Genomic DNA, 24,071 nt, shown 5'->3' on the forward strand with positions numbered 1-24,071 from the left:
TCCCTGCTAGAACTTTGCAACCTAGCTGGCAGGACAATCATGACGGCACCTTCTACTTCCCCAACCGGGTCCCCGGCGGATTCCGCGGATAATAATCGCAGATTCCGGCTGCAGACCGACCCCTTTGTCTTTTTCACCGCAGCCATTTTCGTGATCGTTTTCGTCGCCGGAACCATCGCCTTTGGTGCCCGCGCCCGCGATCTTTACGGCAACGTCTCCGAAAGCTTGCTGGAAAATTTCGCGTGGCTATACATCGGCGGATTCTCAGTCATCTTCGTGTTCCTGATCGGAATCTTTGTATCCAAATTCGGCAACTTGCGCCTGGGTGATGACGAAGACGAACCGGAGTTTTCGCTTCCTGTGTGGTTCGCAATGCTTTTTGCCGCCGGCCTCGGCGCAACCTTGCTGTTCTGGGGCGCGGCCGAACCGATCCATCACGCCTATAACCCACCGCGCGGTGAACTAGAGCCGATGAGTCAAGAGGCCATCACCCAAGCATTCGAATACACCTACTATCACTTCGCCGCCCACATGTGGGTCATTTTCGTGCTGCCTGGTTTGGCCATGGGCTACTTCATTTACAAGCGCAAAATGCCCGCACGCATCTCTTCAGTCTTTTCGCCGTTTCTGGGCGGCATGGTCTATCGCTGGCCAGGCAAGCTGATTGATGCGATGGCAATCATCGGCACTATCTTCGGTCTGGCGGTTTCCGTCGGCCTGGGTGTGCTGCAGATCAACGCTGGCCTGAATATCATGTGGGGCGTGCCGCTGGTCGGCTGGGTAGAAGTGCTGATCATCGTCGGCATCACCGTGATTGCCTCGATTTCCGTGGCCACAGGTCTGGATAAAGGCGTGAAAATCCTCTCCAACCTAAACATCCTGGGCGCAGTACTGTTGATGATCTTCGTGGCCGCGATGGGCCCAACACTGAAAGTCATAAACCACACCACGGAAGCTTTCGGCTTATATGCCAGCAGCTTGCCAGAACTGATGTTCTGGGTGGACTCGTACAACGAAAACCCAGGCTGGTTAAATTCCTGGACGGCCTTCTATTGGGCATGGACGATTTGTTGGTCGCCGTTCGTCGGCATGTTCATCGCCCGCATTTCCCGTGGGCGCACCGTGCGTGAGTTCATCGGTGGGGTACTCGCCTTGCCGACGATTTTCGTCATCGTGTGGTTCTCGATATTCGGCCGCTCCGCGATCGAAATGGAACTTGCCGCCCCCGGGGTACTCACCGGTCCTGTAGTCGAAGAAGGCAATACCCCAGTTGCGCTGTTCGCACTGTTAGAGCAATACCCGCTGTATGCCGTATCCGGCACACTGGCTTTGGCTGTGATCACAATCTTCTTCATCACCTCGATCGACTCCGCGGCCCTAGTGATGGATACTTTCGCCACCGGTGAAGAAGCCAAATCCCCCACCTATTACCGCGTCGCCTGGGCAATCGCTGTGGGTGTCGTGACCGCCGCGCTGTTGTTCATTAATGACGCTGGTATCCAAGCAATCCAGGAAGTGGTCACCATCGTCGCTCTGCCGTTTTTCATCATGCAGGGCTTCATCATGGTCTCGTTGTTGAAGGGCATGGGCGATGACTTCGCCGCCGAGAAACGTTTGCGCACCCGACGCTGGGAAAAGACCGATACCCCAGAAAAACTCGAGCAGGCAGAAAACAAGCCTGCTCCGGGCTACGACAAAGATGGCAACGAAGTCGAAGCCCCGGAATTCGAATACGACGAAGGCGACGGGTGGAAACTCACAGGCAACGTCACTGTCGAAACTGGCGATAATAAATAAGCGATAAACCGTCAGGCGGCAGGCAGGCGAACTGTGTTAGAAATTCGCGGTGTCGCCTGTCGTTGCCAATTTTTCCGCGATCCAGTCTTTTTGCGCCGCAATATCAGCGAGGTTCAGTGGCACGCCGTTGCCAGAGATTGCCGAGGCCACACCCGCTAGCTTTCCATCGATAAAAAGCGGCCCGCCGGAATCGCCTGGCTTGGAATAGGCACCATCTTGGTGGTGCACAACAAACATTTTGCCGTTGGTATAACTGCCGTCTTGGTAGCTACCTTGCACTTGCGCGGTCGATTGCTGCAAGTAATTGTGTGCTCGATTATCCCAACCATAGAAGGTTCCGGTCTGTCCAGCCTGGGGCGATTCGGAGGCCAATTGTGGGTAGCTGTCAAAATCAAAGGCAGAATACATGGACATCCGCACAAGCGAAATGTCTCCGCTTGGGGCATAGAAAGTTTCCTGTGAGCCTTTGCGGCCGCCCTTTTTGTCGATGCCCGCAGTGATCGGCATCGGGTGGTTGCCTTCACGGAAGCAGTGTTTTGCGGCGAGGACCCAGTGTGGGCTGATGGCGGTACCCGTGCAGCCGCCAATGATGACGATATTTTGTGCATTTTTGTCATCGGGAGAGACGTCATGGCCTCCCCGAACGGCATTGGCTTGCGGCGCGACCGCACCGGTGACAGCAACAGCAATGGCGCTCAGAACGAGCGCAACCTTCTTTAATCTCATACCTCAGAGACTAATAGATTTCTTTTACTATTCCAAGAATTGTTAACTATTACTCATTTTTCGCACAAATGCCGTAGAGTTTTCTGGGATTCTCCGCGCTATTCTCCCAGTAACGACGGAACCGAGCCCAGCAGCTCACGCGTGTAGCTATGCTGCGGGTTGGTGAAAATTTCCTCGGTGGTATTTTCTTCCACGATTTCCCCGCCGAGCATCACGCAAATGCGGTCGGATACATAACGCACGGTATTAATATCGTGAGAAATAAACACCAGGCCTAGGCCCATTTCACGCTTCAGATCCAACAACAGGTTCAACACCTGCGCGCGCACGGACACATCCAGCGCAGACGTCGGCTCATCCGCAATAATCACATCCGGCTCTAGCACCAGCGCACGGGCAATCGCGACGCGCTGGCGCTGGCCACCGGAAATTTGCCGCGGCAACACATTCAACGCCGATTGCGGCAAACCGACCAGCGAAAGCAGCTCCCGCACGCGGTTGAGCCGGTCGCTATGCGATCCCACGCCGTGCACATTCAACGGATCAAGTAGCTGTTGTTGCACACTCATACGCGGGTTCAACGAGGTAGCTGGGTCTTGGAACACCACCGACACCGACCTGCCCATTTTTTTACGCGCAGACCTGCCCCAGCCAAGTTGCTCGCCTTTAAACAGCACCTCGCCAGAAGTCGGCTTTTGCAACCCAACCATAACTTTCGCCAACGTGGATTTACCACAGCCGGATTCACCGACGATGCCGACGATGTCGTTGCGGTAGATCTGGAAATTAATGTGCTTATTGGCCTGTACTTTATTCGGACTGAACAAACTACCAGTCCGGGTTTTAAATACCACACTGGTATCGCGCAGCTCGAGAACTGGCTCGCCGAGACCAGAGTTCTGGTTTGGCTGGACCGGGTCATTCTGCTTGTTATCCAACTGACTCATAGCCACTAGCCTTCCTGCTTCGAGCTACCCGACACGGAACGAGATTGCGAGCCTGCGCCACCGCCTGCACCACTATCTACGCCACCACGCGCAGCTTCCAGCTCGTCGGTGCTCGCATAGTAATGAGTCGAGCTTTGTGCATCACCGACCACACGCAGCGTCGGTTTTTCCTCCAAGCCCAATTCTGGATTCGACGAGCGCGGCGCGAACCGATCACCGTTGACGAACTCCGTCGGCGACGGCACTGTGCCTGGGATCTGATACAGGCGCTGTGCATTGGCTTCGACAGACAGCACGGCACCAAGCAGCCCGCGGGTGTATTCATGCGTCGGGTTACCCAAAATCTCAGACGTCGCGCCCTGCTCAACCACTTGTCCGGCATACATCACGGTGATTTTATCCGCCATGCGCGCGACCAAAGCAAGGTCATGCGAGACGAAAATCATCGCAAAGCCCAGCTTCTTTTGCAGATCATTAAGCAATTCGACGACTTGCTTCTGCACTGTCACATCCAGCGCAGTCGTCGGCTCGTCGGCAATCAGCAAACGCGGGTTGCGCGTCAACGCCATGGCGATGAGCACGCGCTGGCGCTGACCACCAGAAAGCTCGTGTGGGTAGGACTTCAAGGTGCGATCCGGATCCAATCCCACAAGCTCCAGCAGCTCCCGGGCACCACGCTTACCACCGCGTTTAATCAGCTGCGCCATCTGCGCTTTAATCAGCATCGACGGGTTCAACGACGACAATGCGTCCTGGTAGATCATCGCGATTTCGTGGCCACGCAACTTGTTGTGCTCTTTGTCGTTAAGCTCCAGCACGTTGTTTCCGTCGTAGCGCACCTCGCCAGTTTTCACGGCTGATGCCGGCAGCAAGCCCATGATCGACATGGCGGAAATGGATTTTCCGCAGCCGGATTCTCCCACCAGTCCCAGCGTTTCACCGGGCGCGACGGAAAAATTCACCCCGTCGATAATGTCCACAGAACCGTGCGCATCCGGGAAGCTGATGCGCAGATCTTTTACCTCCAGGAGAGGAGATTTCTTCGCGGATCCGTCCGCACTCGCAACTCCAGAATCTCGCTTGTGCGTCACCATGGCCGAGCCCCGCAGAGCAGCCAACGACTGCTCCAACGCTGCCTGGGATTCTTCCCGGGAGGTGGCACCCAGGGTTTTTACGGCAGCAGCTTTTTCTGCTTGCTCGGCTGCTTTCGCATCATCCGCAATCGGCTTGCGCGCTGGTGGCGAGGCCAAAGCGTCGGTCATGCCTTCGGACATGATGTTCAGGCACAGCACGGTGACCAGCAGCATCAGACCGGCGAAAAACGTTGGCCACCACGCGCCAGTAAGCAAGATTCCTTGCCCATCAGACAAGATATTGCCCCAGGATGGATTCGGTGGTGCCACACCGGCGTTGATAAATGACAGCGACGCTTCCAGCACAATCGCATCAGCAACCAGCACCGTAGCAAACACCAGCACCGGTGCAATGCAGTTACGCGCAACTTGCTTGAGCAAAATATATGGCGTCGACGCGCCCATCACACGGGAGGCGGAAACGTAGTCTTCGCCGAACTGCCCCAACACATTCGCGCGAATAATGCGCGAGAGCTGCGGGGTGTATACGAAGCCAATCGCGATGATCAGAATCGCGACGTTATTGCCCCACACGGCGACGAACACCGCTGCCAGTGCGATAGCCGGAAAGGACATCACGATGTCCAAAAAGCGCATCAGCACTTCCGAGACCACTTTGTTCGACGTCGCTGCGATTGAACCCAATACCGCGGCAGCCAGCAGCGCCAAGCCTGTGGCAAGTAAACCAATCAGCAGCGAGGAACGCGCGCCGTAGATGACGCGCGATAAGATATCGCGGCCGACGGAATCGGTGCCAAATGGGTGCTCGCCGGATGGTGGTTGGATCGGGGTGCCGGTAGTCAGCGGATCATGCGGTGCGATCAGTGGTGCACACACGGCCGCCAGCACCACGATGCCCAGGACAACCATGGAAATCTTGGATTTCAGCGGCAAGTTTTTCAGGCCGGTAAACCGCGCACCGGCTTTATTCTCCAGGTTCTGTGTGGTTTTTGCTCGTAGCATCAGATGCTCCTAATCCGTGGATTCACCAGCACGTAGAGAATGTCGACGATGATGTTGATGATGATGAACGCGATCGCCACCACCAATGTGACGCCTTGGACCAGGTAGACGTCGTTACGCACGACGCCGTCCAGGATCAGCTGGCCCATTGCCTGGATATTGAAAATGATCTCGATGACGGCAGCACCACCCATGAGGTAGCCCACTCGCAGACCCAACACCGTGATCGGGGTGATCAAAGCGTTGCGCAAAACGTTGCGTCCAATGACGGTTCCGCGCGGAACGCCCGCACCGATTGCCATGCGGACGTAGTCTTTATCGAGTTCTTCCACCATGGAGGTTCGAACCACGCGGGTCAGCGAACCAGCCACCGGCACCGCGAGTGCCACCGCGGGCAGGAAGATATTGTTCGCCCAGGTCGCTGGGTCCTGGCTAAACGGCACCCACCTGGCCACGACGGCTGGGAATGCTCCCCAACCGCCGGGGATGGTGCCGAGCCATTGGATCAACAGAATCGCCAACCAAAACGACGGGGTCGCCAGTGCAGCGATCGACAGCACACGGATGACCTGATCTACCCATTTTTCGCGGTAGATCGCAGCCAAAACACCCAAGATCACCGACACCACGACGGCCAACAACAAGCCGGTGAAAGTCAGCTGCAGCGTGATGGGAAACGCGTGGGCAATTCGCTCAGTCACCGGCACGCCGCCAGACGACAGGCCCAGATCTCCCTGCATCATGTTGACCAAGAACTGGCCATAACGCACGAGCAGCGGATCGTTTAATCCATGTTCTTCACGGTAAGCCTCCAAAGCGGCCGGCGATGCGGTTTCGCCTAGCGCTAGACGTGCCGGGTCCGCAGGCGAAAACGACATGATGAAAAACACCAGGAACGTTACGCCCAGGACCATTATCGGCAGCGCCAACAGCCTGCGCCCAATGAGGCGGATGAGATGAGACATTCAGTCTGCCTTTAGTACTCGATCATGTGCAGGCACGAATTATTCACCCGTGCCCGCACACTAATTACTCAGTCGTACCTGCACCCAAGAAGTACAGTCCGGTCACTGAAATTGGTTTGAAGTCAACGAGAGTGTTGTCATCCCAAGCGCTTGGTGCCTTGCGGTGGAAAAGTGGGTACAGCGGGACTTCGTCCGACAGCACGTCGAAAGTTTCATTCCAGATTTCTTGCTGCTTGGACTCGTCGGTTTCCTGCAGGCCCTTATCCAGCAAGTCTTGGATCTTCTCGTAGCCTTCGTCGTTCCAGTGCATACGGGTCTGGGTCCAGGTGTCGTTGCCGTACCACCAGCGCATCAGCAGGTTTGGATCGTTACCGAAAACGGATGGGTCGCCTGGGGCCAGCACGACGTCGTAGGCATCCGGCTTGCCGTCGATGGTGTTGTAGACGTCGGAAGATTTCTTCTCTTCAAATTCGACCTCGACGCCGGCTTCTTTCAGGCTTTCCTGCACGATCGGTGAGACCAGTTTGACCCAGTCATGGTCCGTAGCCAGCAGGTGCAGCTTGTCGACGCCGGCCTTCTCGAACAGTTCCTTGGCCTTTTCGGTGTCTTTCTCGTAGACCGTGGCTGCCTCGTGGAAGTTCGGGTGTTCGGTATCCAGGAAGGATTTCGCAGCGGTGGCCTGGCCCTGCATCGCGTTTTCGATGATCTTATCCATGTCGATGGCGTACAGGAATGCCTGGCGGGCGTCCTTGTTCGAGAACTGGTTCGATGGGTCGTTATTGAACATGGAGAACAACAGCCCGAAGCCCTGCTCGGATTCGAGTTCGTTGGTGGCAGCAACGGTGTCTACATTCAGGTATGGCACGGCGTCAATGGCCTGTACCTGCTGGGATTGCAAAGCGTTGATGCGGGTGGAGGCATCCGGGATGATGTCCCATTCCATCTTTGCCGAGCGTGCCGGGCGCTTTCCGTTATAGTGCTCGTTGCGTTCGAATTTAATGGTGTTGGTGGCACCACCGTTATCGGTCATGACGTATGGCCCGGAACCAACCGGGTTGTTGTCGAAGGCTTTGGGATCTTCTTCCACGACGTCCTTCGGCACGATCTTGACCGTCGACAAGCGTTCTGCCAAAACACCGGTTGGGTGTTTCAGGGTGAACTTGACGCTCGTGTCATCGACTTTTTCTACCGAATCGATGAAATCAATAAACGAGGCATACAAAGACTCGTTGGATTCATCCATAACACGCTCAAACGAGTAGACGACGTCGTCGGCAGTGATATCAGAGCCGTTGGAGAATTTCGCGCCCTCGCGCAGTTCCACGGTGGCTTCGGTGCCGTCGCCGGATTCCGGCAATTCTTTAGCCAGTGCTGCATAGGTGGAGCCATCGGTTTGATCCAGCTCAGTCAAACCTTCCAGAGTGTGCCAGTTAGCGGCAACCGTCAGTGCAGCGGTGGTGGTCATGGGGTCATAGCCGTTGGTGCCCAGCTCGTAGGAGATGGCAGCACGGATGGTGCCATCTTCGTTAACTTCGCCCGATGCTGCGGAATCAGCACTGGAATCACTGCTGGAACCATTCGACGCGGAATCTTGCGCGCCGTTGGAGCTATTGTCTGGGGCGCAGGCAGCCAGTGCAAGACTCACGCTGGCAGCTGCGGCGACCATGCCAATCCGGCGGATAATGGAGACATTCAGAGACATGAGGTCTTGATCCTTTCTGTCAAGGCCCAACCGCGTATTACACCAGCCGATTGTGATCCTGGCGTGACTCTCAGCGTCGGAACTTAAAGTTGTGAACGTGATCATATAATATGTCAGACATCTGACTTCTACCAATTAGTTCATTGATGAATTCGTTCACAAAACCGTCCACCGCGCATTTTCCAAGGTCATCGGCTTTACTGCACCACCGCTACGGGGGTAACCTCACCGGCGATCCCCACCCGAAAACCACATCCGGAAATACCGCACCGCCCGAAAGGAACCGCAGTGAGCCACCGCCCCAATGCCGCAACGCTGGCCGCCAATGGGATCACCGACTACATCAAACAACACCAGCTCAACCCCGGCGATCCGTTGCCGACGGAAGCACGTCTGTGTGAAGCACTGAATCTTTCCCGGTCTTCTGTCCGCGAAGCCGTGCGCACCCTCGCCAGCTTGGATATTGTCGAGGTCCGCCACGGCCACGGCACGTTTGTCGGTACTCTGTCTCTGTCGCCGCTGGTACAGGGCCTGGTGCTGCGCACCACCATCGATTCCGCCAATTCTTTCGCGCATCTGCGCGAGGTGGTGGAAGTCCGTATCGGCTTGGATCTCTCCATGGCCGCGGAATTATGCCGAGCTTTTACTCCCGACGACGCCGAACACCTATTGGCACTGGTCGACGACATGCACGACAAACACGCGTCGGGACAGTCATTTGCGGAGCAAGACCGCGCCTACCACCAGCGCTTGAACTCACTGATTTCGAATAGTCTGATCCGCGAGCTCTGCGATGCTTTTTGGCAGATCCACATGGACGTGCTGCCCTTGATGAAAGTGCAGATGCCCGGCGATATTGAAAAAACCATCGAGGCGCATGCCGCCATTGTGCATGCGCTGCAAGCTGGCGACGAGCAACGTTATCGCGAGAAAGTCCTCGAGCACTACGCCCCGCTGCAGCGCGCAATTGCTGCGGAGCAGGAAGGCTAGCGCAGGCAGATTTTAGTCCAGCACAGCCGAAAATGCCGCGGTAATCCAGCCGGGATCGGTGATCGCGGTACCGGCAATGATTGCGTCGGCACCGCGTTTGATCCCTTCGGCCACCAAGGCCGGAGTGTGAAAGCGCCCCTCCCCGATCACGAATGCATCCGGGCCCACCAATGCACGCCCCTGAGCTAGGCATTCGAAATCAGGCCCTTCGGTTTTCTCCCGGTGCTCGGTGTAGCCAGCCAACGTCGTGGAGATAATATCCGCGCCGTCTTTGTGGGCAGCGGCCATTTCTTCCGGCGTCGCGCAATCGCCCATCATCACCGCGCCCAGCTCGTGGGCTAATTCAACGAGCTCAGCGAAGCTGGAGCCGTCGGGGCGTTGCCGCAACGTGGCATCCGCACACACCACCGCCGCACCCGCAGCAACCACGTTGCGCACAGATTCCCGGGTTGGGGTGATGTATACGCCGGTGTCGCCTTCTTTGGTCAGCCCAAATACCGGCACGTCAACGGCGGCAGCGATAGAGGCAATATCGTCCACCCCGCCATATCCGCCACAGCGAATTGCTGGCGCTCCCCCGTCGACGCAGGCACGCGCCACGTGCGTCAACGTGTGGGTATCGCGCATTGCGTGTCCGTCGGGTGCTTGCACAGACACGACCACGTTGCCGCGCACCGCATTAATGATTTCTTGCCGACGCCCAGCGATATCGCTGGCTTGGAAGGTAAACGCCATAGCTTTCGGTTCTCCTGTGTAGTGTGTGGACTCTTAGGCAGTGGTTTTTATGCAGCGGTTTCTCGCCCGGCTATCGCTCCGGTCGCCACACTAGCTGGTTGTTGCCGCGAATTCCCGCGCATAGGCGGCGGCACCGACCAGCGGGGCTAGTCTGCCCAGCTCGGAAGCCACGATCGGCAGCCGTTGCGCAGAATCGACTGTCCATTGCGCAAATCCGGCGCGCAGTGCCCCCAGTACTGGTTCGCCCAGGCCGCCAACCCCGCCGCCGATGACGATGCCGTCGATATCCAAGGCAAACGCCAAACCTGCCAGCGCGCGCCCGAAGCCACGCATATTGCCGTCGATCACGTCGAACGCCAGGCGGTCGTCGTTATGATAGCGCTGCATGATCTCCGGCAGGCTGAGATCGTTGGGCCCAGGTGGATGGTCCCACGCGATGCGTCCGGCGAAGTCCGGTTGCGCGGCGAGCACGTTGTAGTAGCGCGCCAGAGAGTTGCCGGAGCAGGTGTTTTCTACCCGATCGGCCATCCCGCGCAGGTCTGCGACGAGCAATTCGGAAAATTCGCCGGTGGAACCGGTCGTTCCGGTTTGTAGTTCTCCATTGTCGACGATGGCTCCGCCAACACCTGTGCCTAACGATAGGTAGACCACGCGACCGGGAAGCTCCCGGCCCGCCCCGAAGGTGTGCTCGCCGAAGGCCCAAATGCGCACGTCGTTGTGGCAGGCCACCGGCGCGTGCGTGTGCCGGGCGATGATGTCTTCAATGATCGTGCCTTGCCAACCGGGAACGGTAGGTCCGGAGCGCAAAACGGTGCCGTGCGGGCCGCGCACGATCCCCGGCACGCCAACACCGATGCGATCCGGTTCGACACCTGCCTCGCGGGCAACGCTCAGTGCCACACCGACGGCCTTGTCGAACTCGGCGGCAAGCGACGAGCCTTGTGGTTGAGCCGGTACCGAACCCGCGGCAATGATGTCGCTCGGGGCGTGATCGCGGACGATGCCGTAGGCGATTTTCGTGCCGCCGATATCAAAACTTAAAGTGCTAGGCACCGCTACACACCTACACCCCGTGGCCGAATTCATCAACGATGGCAGCAACGCGTGCGTGTTCGTCGTCGTTGAGCGGCATGTGCGTCGGCGACATCCGCGGGGAAGCAAACACTCCTAGGTGGTGCAGTGCGGATTTGAATCCGCCCAGCCCGGCTGCGGACCCACCCATGCGGGCACCGTCGCCGACGAAGGCCACGGCCATGAGTTTGTTGATGCGCTCTTGGATTTCGACGGCCTGGTCCCAGTTTTTTGCCCGGCAGGTCTCGTGCAGGTTTACGTAGGCATAAGGGTCGACGTTGCTCAGACCCGGTACGACGCCGTCGCAGCCGCCCAGGTAGGCATAATCCACGGTCATTTCCGAACCGGTAAGCACCACGAAGTTGTCCAGCTGCACAGCTTTGCGCGCGGCAACCACGGCACGGGTGTAATCGTCTTTGCCGCCGGAGTCTTTAATGCCGTCCAGCACGCCTTCTTGTGCCAGGCGGATCAACATGGGGATCTCCAGTACCACGTTGACCGAGACCGGCAGGTTGTAGGCAAAGAGCTTCAGCTCTGGTGCTGCGGCGTGAATCTGGCGGAAGTGTTCTTCGATTTCGTTTGGGTGGGTACGTACATAAAACGGTGCGGTGGCCACCAGTGCGTCGACGCCGCGTTCACGCGCATCAGCTACGTGTTCTAGGCAGCGCGGGGTGGTCATGTCGATCACGCCTGCGGCGACCGGAAGCCGACCCGCGTTTTGGTCGATGATGGTGTCCAAGACGATTTGCCGGTTTTCCCGAGTCAAAAATGCCACCTCGGCAGAAGAGCCCAGGGCGAACAAACCGTGAATACCGGCTTTGATCATCCGCTCTACTTGTGCGCGTAGCGAATCCGTATCAATGGAAAAGTCCTCATGAAACGGGGTGACGATGGGGGGCACTACTCCGTGGAATGGCGCGATGGTTTCTGACATTTTTAGCTCCTGACAGTCCAGACGTTGCTAGTCCAAACGTTGTGTGCGCGGGCGGGTACGTAAACATCATACGTCTTATGTCTAGATGGGGTAGAATTCACAATTAATCATTTCTCCGGTCAATATCTCAACCGGTCGCTAGTTCAGGAGAATCATGACCACCTCGCCTACCGCCACCTTGGATCACGCACTCCCGCGACGCCTCGAAGGCCGGCTTGTCACCGCAGGTGGGCAATGGGACAACGCAGCCATCACCGTCGACGAAGCCGGGGTGGTCACCGCCGTCGAGCAATTACCCGGCCACGGCGAGATCACCTGGGTGCCTGGTTTTAGCGACCTGCACAATCACGGCGGCAATGCCGGTGCTTTTCCTTCCGGTACTACCGACGACTGCCGTCGCGCCGCGCTGTATCACCGCACCCACGGCACCACGACGTTGCTGGCCAGCCTGGTGTCTGCCACCGGCGACGAACTCGCGCGCCAAGCCGAGCGCCTTAAACCCCTCGTTGCCGAAGGCTTGATCGACGGCATCCACATGGAAGGCCCGTTTATCAACCCGGGCAAATGCGGCGCGCAGAACCCGGCGAAAGTCATGCCTGGCGACCCCACGCTGTTTGCCCGCGTCATCGACGCCTCGGACAACACCGTCCGAGCAATCACCTTCGCCCCGGAAACCGAGCATGCCGACGAACTACTCCACTTGTGCGCAAACCACGGCATCATCGTCTCACTGGGGCACACCAACGCGGAGTACGCAACAACCCACGCCGTGATTACTCGCGCAGTAGAACTCGGAGTCACCGTCACGGCAACACATCTGTTCAACGCCATGCCGCCCATCCACCACCGCGCGCCGGGACCTGCGGCGGCCTGCATCGCGGCTGCGCGCACCGGACAGACGCACCTGGAGATCGTCGGCGATGGCGTGCACCTAGCCGATGGCACCGTCGACATGATCATGGCCGGTGGCAACCCATCGGCTTTCGCCATCACCGATGCCATGGAAGCCGCGGGTCTTGCCGACGGCAGCTATCAGCTCGGCGGGCTTGCTGTCACGGTTAGCTCCGGGGTCGCCAGGCTCACCACCACCGATGGCACGACCGGCAGCATCGCCGGAGGTACTACCACCCTGTTTGAACAATTCGCGCGCTTTGCCGGGCGCCATAGCCTGCCAGAAGCAGTGGCTTTTACCTCCAGCAATGCTCGCGCCGTGCTCGGCAAACCGCGACTGGACTACCCCGCCGACATCGTCGGCAAGCCCATCGAACTAGTCGGCATTACCCCGAAAGGCACCATCCACGCAGTGCACACCGCACACGATGTGCATTCGCCGCGCTAAAAACAATCCCGATTTTCCCGTTATCGCCGCTATCACCATTTTGCCCACTGTCACCACCGAAAGGCTGCCAGGAACCCACCATGGAAATTCTCATTCGTCCCACCCCAGAGGCTGTCGCCGCACAAGCAGCCGACATCATCGCAGGCTATGCGCAACACGGCTCGGTATTAGGGCTGGCCACCGGATCCACGCCGATCGCGACCTACCAAGAACTCATCCGCCGCCACCAACAGGAGGGCTTAAGCTTTGCCGGCTGCAAAGTCTTCATGCTCGACGAATACTTAGGCCTTGACCCCCAACACGAGCAATCGTATGCCCGCACCATCCGCCGCGAATTCACCGAACACTTAGACATCAACGACGCCGATGTCTTTTCCCCATCCGGCACCAGCGGCGACCCACTAGCAGCCGCAGCTGACTACGAACGCCACATCACCAGCGAACACGTCGCGATCCAGCTACTTGGCATCGGCAGCAATGGGCATATCGGTTTCAATGAACCAACCTCCTCACTCAACTCCGTCACGCGCCTGAAAACCCTGCACCCACAGACCATCCGGGACAACGCACGCTTTTTCGACACCCCCGACGAGGTGCCCACCCACGTGCTCACGCAAGGCTTGGCGACGATCCGCCGCGCCGGGCATCTGTTACTGGTGGCCACGGGTGCTAGCAAAGCGGCGGCCATCGCGGCGACAGTCGAAGGCCCGCTGTCATCAATGTGCCCGGCATCCACGTTGCAGCTGCACCCGCACGCGACGGTGCTGATCGACGAGGAAGCAGCCTCCCAGCTGACCTTCCGCGAGTACTACCAGTACGCCGACCAGAATAAGCCAGCGTTCCAGGGGTATTAAGCTGGTATTAGGCTTCGCGGCGCCGAAGTGACAAATATGCTCCTGCTAATATGGTCAGCAGTCCTGCCAACACGAATGGCCAGATTCCAAATGATCCCGTCTTTGGCATTTCTCCTTGCCGGATATTTGCCAATTGGATGGTCAACTTTTCCTTGGATTTCACGTCCGAGTACATATTCGCTACTGGATAGCTAGTTTTCCACGAGTCTCCCTCCGCTCCCCGCGCGGAAGAATCGTAGAACATTGCCTGGACATTGTTGTCGTTATCACGTGTGAGCTGGAACAAGATTGGCCGCGTGAGCAGATTATAGGGCTTTCCGGACTCATCCTTAGGAGATTGCGTCTCCAGCAACCAATAATATTTGCCAACCTCGAGCTTATCCTCGGTGTTGTAAACACCAGATTCTTCGGTCTCAACTAATGCGTGTGCTCCAGGGTTATCAGGGTGCACCGCGGCTTGCCAGTTAATGTCATTTTCTTGCGTGAAGCTTCCGTCTTCTTTCGTACCGTCAATCAAGACAAATTGACCACCGCTGAGCTTTTTCGGAGGAACACTATTTTCGATATCGCTTGCATCAACCTTGTGTAGTTCGAAGCCAACTTTCGAGTCAACTTCCTCGACGCAGCCCGCACTATCGTGGTTATCATTCGGAGTTTCGTCTTTGTCATTGTTCAGTACTTCAACCTGGTTAGGTTTGCATTCACTTTGCCCATCTTTGAATCTCGCGGCGATATACATCCGCACAGTGTCCCCAGGGTTTAAGCGTCCAAAGACAAACTGAATCGTTCCTCGGCTCGGATCGTTCGCCTGATAATTCAGTTCAGCAATGGGCGTAGTGATTTTTTGTCCGGCACTATTAAAGGTCTCCCAGCGATACTCTCCAGTCGTTGGATCGTATACTTGCGGGAGCTTTTCATACACGGTTGATCCCGACGACGCAGCTTCTCCAACGTTGGTAAGTTCGACGGCCCAAAAGTGGTAGCCTTCGATGCTGGCAGTACCCGTTTCTTGTTCTACGGTCTTTCGCACCCCATCTTGCAGGGAATACAGCTGCGCCCGGTACTTTTCATCGATTTCACCAGCAAGATGGGTTTTGCTGACCCGTAAATCACTATTTACATCCGGAAGGGCCAGTGCATTACTTGTCGCATCCGTGTTGTAGGAATCCGGGATCTGAGTGAGCAACTGCACGACCTGAATCTTGGGGTCGTTGCTCGCGGGATTCTCCACCCGAACTTGTACACCATTCTTTTCCGCGCGCGCCTCACCACCTGGGCCAAATCCAAGATTGCCGTTTCCGTAGCTCCACGCCGTACCCCATGTTGTAACTTGCTTTAGCTTGCTTCCGTCAAGGGTCGTTCTCTGCGAATCCGATAGTTTAAAGTACCGCGATTTGCCGTTACGCAAATCTACACGTTGCAAGACTAGATCTTGGTCAGTAGAGGGCCTCGCTTCAGGAATCTGCTGCTTTCGCAGAGGCTCCCGACTTACAAGCCCCCAAGCGTATTCTGGGTTTCCTTTTACCTGTGCATAGTCCTCAGCATAGAATTTAACATTGAGTTTCTCGATCTTTGGTTTTCCAGCGACAAATCGACCTGCAGAGGGCAACGGAATCCTATACATCGTCCGAGTACCAGAAGTCGATGAATTTGAGACAAACAGGTGTCCTTTGTAGACAACACCGGCATTCAATAACTGTCGGTCGCTCGCCCCAGCTTCGGCCAATATATCGGCCCCGTTCGCGGCCCGTAGAGGTCCTAAGTTCCGGGTTTGCCCGTTGAGGGGATTTATTTGCAGTAAGTGAGCCTCCGGAAAGCAGTTTTGCTGGTCGCCTGTCTTCTCGTTACTTACTGCATATAGCCAGTTATCCTGTTCATCATAGGCAAGCCCGTTATAAATCCATCCACTTTCGCCAACCCTTTTGAATGACTTCGAATCCTGCTCTTGCAAGTTCAAGGTTGTACGAATGAGGTCACCGCTACCTTGTCCCTGTTGGTTAAGAGAAGTACTGACGTAGACCTGGGTTCCCGAAGTCTTTTCTTCGCGGGTTAAGTCACGTTTAGCTTGTGGTTTCGCTAAATCTGATTCACGGGGTGGGTTATCGTAAAGTTCCTCGGAATGAGTTACTAAACCCACAATGGCTGACTTAAAAAAGCGTTTTGGTCGAGCTCCCGTGTCGACAGCAACTTCAATGGTTCCATCCCCACCTACTTCAAATGTCGGTAATACAAATTTAATTTCAAAGCGATTAGCTGAGAGTTGACCTTTAATCTCGCTATTGGTTACCGACGATGAACGCGTAGTTAAATTACCCTGAGAGTTACGGAATATTGTGGCACTCCCAGAATTTAATCGCGCACTAGTTTTGATCGTTAACGAATTAATTTTATCGCCTGGGCGTAATCCACTGATCCTTACAAGAGTAGATGTCCCATGATTCTCATAATTCCCGCGTCCTGACAACGGTAGCTCTTTGGTACTAGAAGACTGTTTACCCAATGGTTCACATTGCGCAACAGAACGGGCCCCTTCCGCAAGGTTTAAATTCTCGGAACTAAAGAGTCCTTCTGCTTCCAATTCTGCACGAGTAGGCAATTCGTCAACACCCGCAATGCGGTACTCTCCACCTGATGGCGCCATCACTGTTAACTCAATGCGTTTTGGTGGATTTGCATGAAGCTTATTGCCATCAAAGATGATCAAATCGCCAATGGCGGAAGCACGCAACGCATAATCAACGGGCTCACGCTCTTGACCGTCAGTTACAGCTTTGTCTACCGCCTCAATCTCGCCCGCACCTGAGCGGACCACCCCAACCAGGTTATCTAACGAAAGATGGTCATAAAAATCCACTGGGTGTTCAATGACGACCTCATCGACGTTCCCGTTACGAGTAACTGTAACCTGCGGCTGTTCCTCAAGATCTTGCACAGACGCCTCATGTGGCATGTGCTCAGGTACCGTCTGATCCATTTCGCGTGACACCGACGGTTCAGTATCCTCTATAGGTTCTGTAACCGACGTCGCAGATTCAGTCGGTGTCGCTGAGCCCGGAGCCGGTCGCGCCGTATTCTTAAGAGTCTCGCCTGCGGGCCCTGTGATAGTTTCCTGTGTGGCCGGCTGATTAGATTCTTCATCCGCACGGGCAAATTGCCCAAAATTACCCGTTACGAACGAAATAACCAATACAGCTATCGCCACCACGATAGCTACGAACACCGGAAATCGTACACAAGGGATATATTTCACGTTATTACTCTGTCTCTTCGTGATAGACCGCGCGAAAGCGGGTATGAACCGTCCAACGCAAGAGCACCCCTGTGCGCAAAGAGCTGGCAGAACATTAGTTAATTTAGTCACCTGATACTACAACTGTTTTCCGCAAATATCCAGCTTACGCACAGAGTGCTCAACAATTCTTTCCCGGTCTTTTCTTGTCGTCTCACAGCACTGAACTCAAGTTCGCACAATTCGCTACCGTGACCCTGCGCACGCGTGTGATCCCGACAATATAAGGTATGGGCTATGAAAAAGCTTCTCACACCCAACCCACGCAGCTACGGCAGGCCGGAAAACTCCACGCCGCAAAGCGATGCCGTGCCCACCTCCCACCTGCGCGCCGATAAACAACAGCTCGTCGCCGATATGAGCGCGATCGTCGGCCCGGAAAACGTGCACGCACGCATTAGTGATGTCGTCCGCTATGCCTCGGATGGCGGCCCGTACCGCTTGCTCCCGCAGGTCATCGTCGCACCGCGCCACACACAGGATCTCTCGCGCGTGATGCGCTATGCCACTGACCATGGCCGCAATATCACGTTCCGTTCTGCTGGCACTTCACTGAACGGCCAGGCCCAGGGCGATGATCTACTGGTGGATCTGAAAACCCACTTCACCGGCATGGAGGTTCGCGACGGCGGCACGGTGTTATGGTCACGCCCAGGCGTGATTCTCGGTGATGCCCAGGCGGTGCTTGGCCGCAATGGTTTCATGCTGGGGCCGGACCCCGGATCAACGTCGGTGTGCACCATCGGTGGTGTGCTCGCTAACAACGCCGGTGGTATGCGCTGCCGGCTGGAAAACGATAGCTATCACAGCATCCGCCAGGCGGAATTCGTGCTGCCGTCAGGCACGATCGTCGACACGCACGCCGGTGATGCAAAGTTCCGCTCCCAGGAACCGGAGCTGCACGCTGGCCTGCTACAACTGCGCGACAAGATCCGTAGCGACGAACAGCTGGTTGCACACTTGCGGGAGAAATTTTCTATCCGCAACACCAACGGCCTGCGCCTGGACGCGTTCTTGGACGAAGAAGAGCCAGTACGCATCCTGATGCGTCTGTTGGTCGGGTCCGAAGGCATTTTCGGCGCATTCACCGAATGCGAGCTCGATACCGTCGCGTTGCCGAAGAAGAAGGCCGTGTCCTGGGTGATGCTGCCCGACCTTTTCCAGGCAGCGAACTACGTCGCCCCACTAATGGAGACCGGCGCGTGGGCCTGCGAGCTGTTGGTGGCTCCGGTGCTGAAGAAATCCGTGGAGAATTTCGCGCAGGCGCCAGCCGAGTGGGCGGATATTTCCGACGAGTCCGCCGCCCTACTGCTGGAAGTCGGTGGCGCTGATGATGCCGAGCTTGCCGACGCCATGGACCGCGTCAAAGAGGTGCTTGCCGACGCCGAGCTGGGCGCCGAACTGGAATTTTTCACCAGTGATGCAGACATCCGAGGCGCATGGGCGATCCGCAACGGGCTTTTCGGCCTGCTAGGAGCAGACCGGCCGCAGGGATCCGCGCTGATTACCGAGGACGTGTGCTTCCCACCGGCACAGATCGGTGCGGCTGCTGCCGATCTGCTGCATTTGCTCTCACGCTACAGCTACCCAGAAATGGTCATGGGCCATGCTGCCTTCGGCAACCTGCACTTCTTCCTCATCCCGGAATTTGATGATCCGAAAGAAAAGGATAAATACGCCGAATTCCTGCGTGAACTCGCGGATCTGGTCATCGACAAGTACAACGGCTCGTTGAAAGCCGAGCACGGCACCGGCATCAACATGGCTCCATTTGTGCGCCAAGAATGGGGCGATACCGCCTGGAACCTGATGTGGGAAGCCAAGCAGCTCATCGACCCCACCGCGATGCTGGCACCAGATGTGAAGCTCACCTGGCGCGAGGACAACCACCTGCGCAACTTCAAATCGTTCCCGCGCGTGGAAGCAGAGATCAACCCGTGCGTGGAATGTGGTTTCTGCGAACCAGTCTGCCCTTCCCGGCACGCGACCGTGACCCCACGCCAGCGCATCGTGCTGCGGCGGGAGATGGCGCGCCAGGCCCCCGGCTCGCCGGTGTTGAAACAGCTGCAGGAGGAATACCAGTACGACGCCGTCGATATGTGTGCTGCCGACGGCACTTGTGCCATCCCTTGCCCGATCAGCATTGATACCGGCGCGGTGATGAAGAACCTGCGCGCAAAGCAGACTACTCCGCGCGCCGAAAAGGTCGCTTTGACCACCGCTGAAAAGTGGGATGTGGTGGAGAAACTGGCCCGGGCGGGCATCATCAGCGCGAACAAGGTTGGCGAAAAGGCCGCTGGTTGGGCCGCTAACGTGGCTCGGAATGTGATTAACCCGGATCTGGTGCCATCGGTGCCGGGCGCATTGCCGCAGGCTGCGGACCGGTTGCCGGCTACCGAACGTGCCGGTGCCAGCGCGGTGTATTTCCCGGCATGCGTGAACCGTATTTTCGGCCGCCCGGCTGGCTCGGATCCCGAATCCGTCGACCTGCCGCGCGCCATGGTGGAACTTGCTCGCCGCAGCGGCCAGTCGCTGTGGATCCCCGACGATGTCACCGGTTTTTGTTGCGGCACGCCGTGGTCGTCGAAAGGCTACCAGGATGGCTTTAGCCACCAGGCGCACGCGATCGTGCGGAAATTCCACGACTGGTCCGATGGCGGCACGTTACCGATCATCATTGACGCTTCCAGCTGTACCCACGGATTGCTCTCTGGTGTGCCTGAGGTGCTGGATGCCGAGACGAAGCAGCTTTACGACGAGCTACGCATCATCGACATCGTCGAGTGGCTGCATGATGATGTCATCGATTATCTGCCGATCCATCACGACATGGGCACCATCGCGGTGCACCCGGCCTGTTCTACCCAGCATATGAGCCAGACCGACGCGCTCGTTGCCGTCGCCAATCGTGCGGGACAGGCTAGTGTTCCGTTCGGTGCGATGTGTTGCGGCACCGCTGGTGACCGCGGGCTGTTGCACCCGGAGCTGGTGGAATCTGCCACCCGCGAGGAACGCACCGGCTTGGATGCTCGGCATTACGACGCCTTCGTTTCATCGAACCGTACCTGCGAGATGGGCTTGGACGTCGTCGCCGGGTACCAGTTTGATTCTGTGGCTGTGCTGCTAGAAAAGGCCTCGCGTCCGGTGGTGACGCCGTAACTCGCCGGTGCTTCTGTATTTGCTGATGTTTCTGGGAACCCGCGCTGGAGTGTGAGAGTCCAATGGTGTGACACTCCAGCGAAAGGATTCCCATGACGGCAGCGACCATTTCACCAGTTGCACCAGCACCAATTACGTCAGCGCCAAGTGCACCGGCGCCCGCAACTGCATCGACGCCCAGCCTTCCTGCTTTAGCCGAGTGTGTGCCTGTTATGCGGCCAACCTCCTGGGTAGACCAGCGCGGATTAAGCGACGACGGTTTTTGTGATTCCTTGGCTCACCTGCCCTTGTCACGTACCACCGCTGTAACGCTCAGCGTCGATGAGATGACGCTGAGCCACCGCGCATTAGCCGAATTCAATATCGCGATGCGCCGCGCCTGGGATATCGCCGCCGATAATGTTTTACGCGCAGCGCATACTCCGCAGGGCACCGAATTTTGGACGCGGCCAGCAGCGGATCTACTGGGGCCTTCTGCCCCACCCGGCATTCAGTTGCGTTCCCACCCAGTGCCCGCGACCTCCTGGCTGGCGCATCCACGGTTGCTGTCGGTAATGCACGATCATCTCGCGCGATTACTCGGCACTGATGCCCTGATTTTTCTGGCCCCAGATATCACAACACTGGTGGCAGTCACGGAATGCACCATTCCGGCTGCTACCGGTTGGCTGCGGGTGGCAGCAGAAAATACACAAGCCGTATCCCGGATTTTCGGGCCGCCTGAACTGCTATGCGAATCTCCGCTGGTGGCCGCGCATGGCTTTCCTACCGAATTATGTTGAGCACGGCCGTCCGCTGCGCGCCATGTGCGCTCTACCCTGGCGCCGACCTAACCGCGGCGCTTACCAGTAAATTTCTCCATGTCGCGGCGTTCCTTTTTCGTCGGCCGTCCCGCCCCTGGATCACGCTTCGGCAGACTTGGTTGCAGTGGTTTCGGTGGGGCGGGTGGCGAATGGTCGATATAGCAATGCTCCGCAAGCTTCGCGCCCACACGCTTGGATACCGTCGCGTTGATTTCTAAGCGAAATTCCCGGTCATCTTTCCCCACGGTAATCCGCAGGCCCGGGACCACTGGCGATGATGGTTTGGCGACCTTGTCACCAATCAACACGTGCCCGGCTTTCACCGCCTTGGTAGCTTCAGCACGGGTTTTGAAAAAGCGCGTCGACCACAACCAGGCATCGATGCGCACCGGTGCGGCCGAAGGCTCATTGGGTTTCGCAGTCATAAAACAGCCAAAAAACTTTTGTTGAGTATTGCTCGTTTTAGTAATGGTCTTTGTGGTTGATGATCTTGCGCACCTTGCCGTAGTTGTAGACACCACCAACGACGGCCACGATAAAGCCCAAGATCAACCAGAACGACGAACTAGAAAACAAAAACGCGAATAAGAGGCCGCCACCGATGCCGGCACCCACGCTGATCACACCGTTTTTGGAGTATTTACGCACGGACGCCTTGCGCCGCTCAATCGGGTTCTGCGAAGTTGGTTGCATGCTCATGGCTGCCTAGTCTACCGCCTTTTCTACCCAGGCAGTCCCCGCTTCGGCTAACTGCGCAGCACCCGAAGTCAACGCCGCCAGCTGGGATTCCAGCTGCTCCACACCATCCGGGTCCACCGCCAAGGTATAGGTGACATCAGCGCCGTATTCCGTATCAGTGATCGTGATATTTTTCGCACGTAACTCAGCTTCGTATTTCTGTGCGTCGGCATGCGAAAAACTCACGGTATACAAATTGCGCAGGCACCGCCAGCGTCGTTGCACCTGTTCTACTGCCAACCCCGCGGTCTGCGAATACGCATGCACCAGCCCGCCTGCGCCCAATTTGATACCACCGAAATATCGAACGACCACGCACGCGAGATCCTGCATCCCGGAACCATGCACAACATCCAAGATGGGTTTACCGGCGGTCCCGCCTGGTTCGCCGTCGTCAGAAGAACGCTCCACCGGGTTTGCCTGTTCCACCCGGTACAAATAAGCCGAACAATGGTGCCGGGCGTCCGGAAATTCCGCCCGCACGCGGTCAATAAAATCCCGTGCCTGTTCGTCGTCGGACACACGCTCAATGATGCCGATAAACCGCGAACGCTTGATCTCAATCTCGGCGCGAAACGACCGGCCCGCCGCGGGCAATTGATAACAATGATCGTTGTCAGCCATTACTTCACCAAATAGTCATATTCAGCAGTGCCCGGCAGCAAACGCTGGCAGTCAATAGACGATTCCTCCATGCGCTCCAGCAATGGCCCCAGATCCGTGGCAGCACCCAACTCCAGTCCCACCAGTGCCGCACCGGTTTCACGGTTATTGCGCTTGAGGTATTCAAACAATGTGATGTCATCATCGGGGCCGAGGATTTCCATCAGGAAATGCCGCAGCTGTCCTGGTTCTTGCAAAAAATTAACCAGGAAGTAGTGCTTCAGGCCGCGGTCCACCAAGCTGCGTTCCATGATCTCGGCATAGCGCAGCACGTCGTTGTTACCGCCAGAGATGATGCACACGACCACCGAACCCGGCGCAATATCCATCTGGCCCAATGCGGCCACCGACAACGCACCGGCCGGTTCGGCGATAATGCCTTCGTCTTGATACAAACTCAGCTGCGCGGTACACACCGTGCCTTCGGAGACCTTAAGATTCTGGATACGCTCCCGGTTCGCGGCAATCACCTGGTACGGGTGCGCGCCGATTCGTTTGACTGCGGCACCGTCCACGAACGGGTCGACGTCTTCCAGCGTCACCGGCTGGCCTGCCTCAAGTGCAGCATCCAGGGAGGCAGCACCACGCGGTTCAGCGCCGACCAGGCTGGCGTGCGGTGCCATATCCGCGAAATAGCTGGTGATCCCAGACAACAGTCCACCGCCGCCGACGGGTACGACGACGGTATCCAGGCTGTGGCCGCGGGCGGACAGCTGCGAGAGGATCTCGGCGGCAACGGTTCCCTGGCCGATGATGGTATCGCGGGCATCGAATGGCTCGACGACGGTGGAGCCGTGTTTTTCGGCTTCCGCGCGGGCAGCAGCTGCCGCTTCGTCGAAGTTTGCCCCGGTGACCACGAGTTCGATGGCATCGCCACCGTGGACTTTGATGCGGTTGCGTTTTTGCTTCGGGGTTTTCGTCGGCACGAAAATCCGGCCCTTGATGCCCATGGTGCGGCAGGCATAAGCCACGCCCTGCGCGTGGTTTCCGGCAGACGCCGCCACGATTCCGGCTTCGCGCTCTTCCTGGCTGAGTTTCGCGATGGAATAGTAGGCGCCCCGGATTTTATAGGAGCGCACATCCTGCAGGTCCTCGCGTTTCAGAAACACCTCAGCGCCGGTTTCCTGAGATAGCCTAGGACAATACTGCAGCGGGGTGGGTGCGATGACACTGGAAATTCGCGACTGCGCAAGCTGAATATCAGCAGCCCGGATGGGCTCGAAATGAGCAGGGGAACTAGCGGCAGTCTGCGAGGTCGTCATA

At 57.2% G+C, this 24,071-nt stretch carries 19 protein-coding genes; 6 read left to right on the forward strand and 13 right to left on the reverse strand.

What is annotated here, in order from left to right; genetic code table 11:
- Nucleotides 1-39: 39 nt before the first annotated feature.
- Nucleotides 40-1,797 carry a BCCT family transporter gene (locus ACP8MI_RS06900; RefSeq protein WP_053084904.1) on the forward strand — a complete coding sequence of 586 codons (1,758 nt, stop codon included), beginning with the start codon at nt 40-42 and terminating at the stop codon, nt 1,795-1,797.
- A 36-nt stretch (nt 1,798-1,833) separates the two neighbouring features.
- Here ACP8MI_RS06900 and ACP8MI_RS06905 read toward each other — a convergent pair whose 3' ends face one another.
- The 5 genes from ACP8MI_RS06905 to ACP8MI_RS06925 form a co-directional block, all read right to left on the reverse strand.
- Nucleotides 1,834-2,523, reverse strand: coding sequence for a S1 family peptidase (locus ACP8MI_RS06905; RefSeq protein ID WP_018119839.1), 690 nt, complete (start codon nt 2,521-2,523; stop codon nt 1,834-1,836).
- A gap of 98 nt (nt 2,524-2,621) precedes the next feature.
- Entirely contained in the window at nt 2,622-3,470 is an 849-nt protein-coding gene (locus ACP8MI_RS06910; protein ID WP_018119840.1) for an ABC transporter ATP-binding protein, read from the reverse strand.
- Nucleotides 3,471-3,475: 5 nt separating this feature from the next.
- Nucleotides 3,476-5,566: a dipeptide/oligopeptide/nickel ABC transporter permease/ATP-binding protein gene (locus ACP8MI_RS06915; RefSeq protein ID WP_284594040.1), complete on the reverse strand. Its 2,091-nt coding sequence runs from the start codon at nt 5,564-5,566 to the stop codon at nt 3,476-3,478.
- Nucleotides 5,566-6,531, reverse strand: coding sequence for an ABC transporter permease (locus tag ACP8MI_RS06920; RefSeq protein ID WP_018119842.1), 966 nt, complete (start codon nt 6,529-6,531; stop codon nt 5,566-5,568). Before ACP8MI_RS06920 ends, ACP8MI_RS06915 begins: the two co-directional genes overlap by 1 nt.
- Before the next feature lie 64 nt (nt 6,532-6,595).
- A complete protein-coding gene (locus ACP8MI_RS06925) occupies nt 6,596-8,233 on the reverse strand; it encodes an ABC transporter substrate-binding protein (protein ID WP_284590018.1) in 1,638 nt (545 codons plus the stop codon).
- A 288-nt stretch (nt 8,234-8,521) separates the two neighbouring features.
- Between ACP8MI_RS06925 and ACP8MI_RS06930 the strand changes: the two genes are divergently transcribed.
- Nucleotides 8,522-9,223 (forward strand): FadR/GntR family transcriptional regulator, encoded by a 702-nt coding sequence (locus ACP8MI_RS06930; protein ID WP_239210702.1) that lies wholly within the window; start codon nt 8,522-8,524, stop codon nt 9,221-9,223.
- 12 nt (nt 9,224-9,235) lie between these two features.
- Here ACP8MI_RS06930 and ACP8MI_RS06935 read toward each other — a convergent pair whose 3' ends face one another.
- The 3 genes from ACP8MI_RS06935 to ACP8MI_RS06945 form a co-directional block, all read right to left on the reverse strand.
- On the reverse strand, nt 9,236-9,958 hold the full coding sequence (locus tag ACP8MI_RS06935; protein ID WP_239210701.1) for a putative N-acetylmannosamine-6-phosphate 2-epimerase: 723 nt from the start codon (nt 9,956-9,958) through the stop codon (nt 9,236-9,238).
- Between the two features lie 90 nt (nt 9,959-10,048).
- Nucleotides 10,049-11,011 carry an ROK family protein gene (locus ACP8MI_RS06940; protein ID WP_239210699.1) on the reverse strand — a complete coding sequence of 321 codons (963 nt, stop codon included), beginning with the start codon at nt 11,009-11,011 and terminating at the stop codon, nt 10,049-10,051.
- 10 nt (nt 11,012-11,021) lie between these two features.
- A complete protein-coding gene (locus ACP8MI_RS06945; RefSeq protein WP_239210697.1) occupies nt 11,022-11,963 on the reverse strand; it encodes a dihydrodipicolinate synthase family protein in 942 nt (313 codons plus the stop codon).
- A gap of 154 nt (nt 11,964-12,117) precedes the next feature.
- Between ACP8MI_RS06945 and ACP8MI_RS06950 the strand changes: the two genes are divergently transcribed.
- Both ACP8MI_RS06950 and ACP8MI_RS06955 read left to right on the forward strand, forming a co-directional pair.
- Complete coding sequence (locus ACP8MI_RS06950) at nt 12,118-13,302, forward strand: N-acetylglucosamine-6-phosphate deacetylase (protein WP_239210696.1); 1,185 nt, start codon at nt 12,118-12,120, stop codon at nt 13,300-13,302.
- Nucleotides 13,303-13,382: 80 nt separating this feature from the next.
- Nucleotides 13,383-14,156, forward strand: a complete 774-nt coding sequence (locus ACP8MI_RS06955) for a glucosamine-6-phosphate deaminase (RefSeq protein WP_049149107.1) — start codon at nt 13,383-13,385, stop codon at nt 14,154-14,156.
- A 7-nt stretch (nt 14,157-14,163) separates the two neighbouring features.
- On the opposite strand, the gene ACP8MI_RS06960 is transcribed toward ACP8MI_RS06955, so the two are convergent.
- Nucleotides 14,164-17,406, reverse strand: coding sequence for a DUF6923 family protein (locus tag ACP8MI_RS06960; RefSeq protein ID WP_284590019.1), 3,243 nt, complete (start codon nt 17,404-17,406; stop codon nt 14,164-14,166).
- Between the two features lie 276 nt (nt 17,407-17,682).
- On the opposite strand from ACP8MI_RS06960, the gene ACP8MI_RS06965 reads away from it, so the two are divergent.
- Nucleotides 17,683-20,604 (forward strand): FAD-binding and (Fe-S)-binding domain-containing protein, encoded by a 2,922-nt coding sequence (locus ACP8MI_RS06965; protein ID WP_284590020.1) that lies wholly within the window; start codon nt 17,683-17,685, stop codon nt 20,602-20,604.
- Between the two features lie 212 nt (nt 20,605-20,816).
- Nucleotides 20,817-21,386, forward strand: coding sequence for a hypothetical protein (locus tag ACP8MI_RS06970; protein WP_049168644.1), 570 nt, complete (start codon nt 20,817-20,819; stop codon nt 21,384-21,386).
- Between the two features lie 47 nt (nt 21,387-21,433).
- Here ACP8MI_RS06970 and ACP8MI_RS06975 read toward each other — a convergent pair whose 3' ends face one another.
- Genes ACP8MI_RS06975 through ilvA form a run of 4 tightly spaced genes read right to left on the reverse strand, consistent with a single transcriptional unit; the run spans nt 21,434 to nt 24,070 of the window.
- Nucleotides 21,434-21,832, reverse strand: a complete 399-nt coding sequence (locus ACP8MI_RS06975; protein WP_239210693.1) for an RNA-binding S4 domain-containing protein — start codon at nt 21,830-21,832, stop codon at nt 21,434-21,436.
- 37 nt (nt 21,833-21,869) lie between these two features.
- Complete coding sequence (locus tag ACP8MI_RS06980) at nt 21,870-22,106, reverse strand: hypothetical protein (RefSeq protein ID WP_049168643.1); 237 nt, start codon at nt 22,104-22,106, stop codon at nt 21,870-21,872.
- A 6-nt stretch (nt 22,107-22,112) separates the two neighbouring features.
- Nucleotides 22,113-22,769, reverse strand: a complete 657-nt coding sequence (locus ACP8MI_RS06985; RefSeq protein WP_239210692.1) for a YigZ family protein — start codon at nt 22,767-22,769, stop codon at nt 22,113-22,115.
- Entirely contained in the window at nt 22,769-24,070 is a 1,302-nt protein-coding gene (gene ilvA, locus ACP8MI_RS06990) for a threonine ammonia-lyase IlvA (RefSeq protein ID WP_049149120.1), read from the reverse strand. The genes ACP8MI_RS06985 and ilvA overlap by 1 nt, the downstream gene beginning before the upstream one ends.
- Between the last annotated feature and the right edge of the window lies 1 nt (nt 24,071).

Source organism: Corynebacterium sp. LaCa_70 (assembly GCF_058182015.1).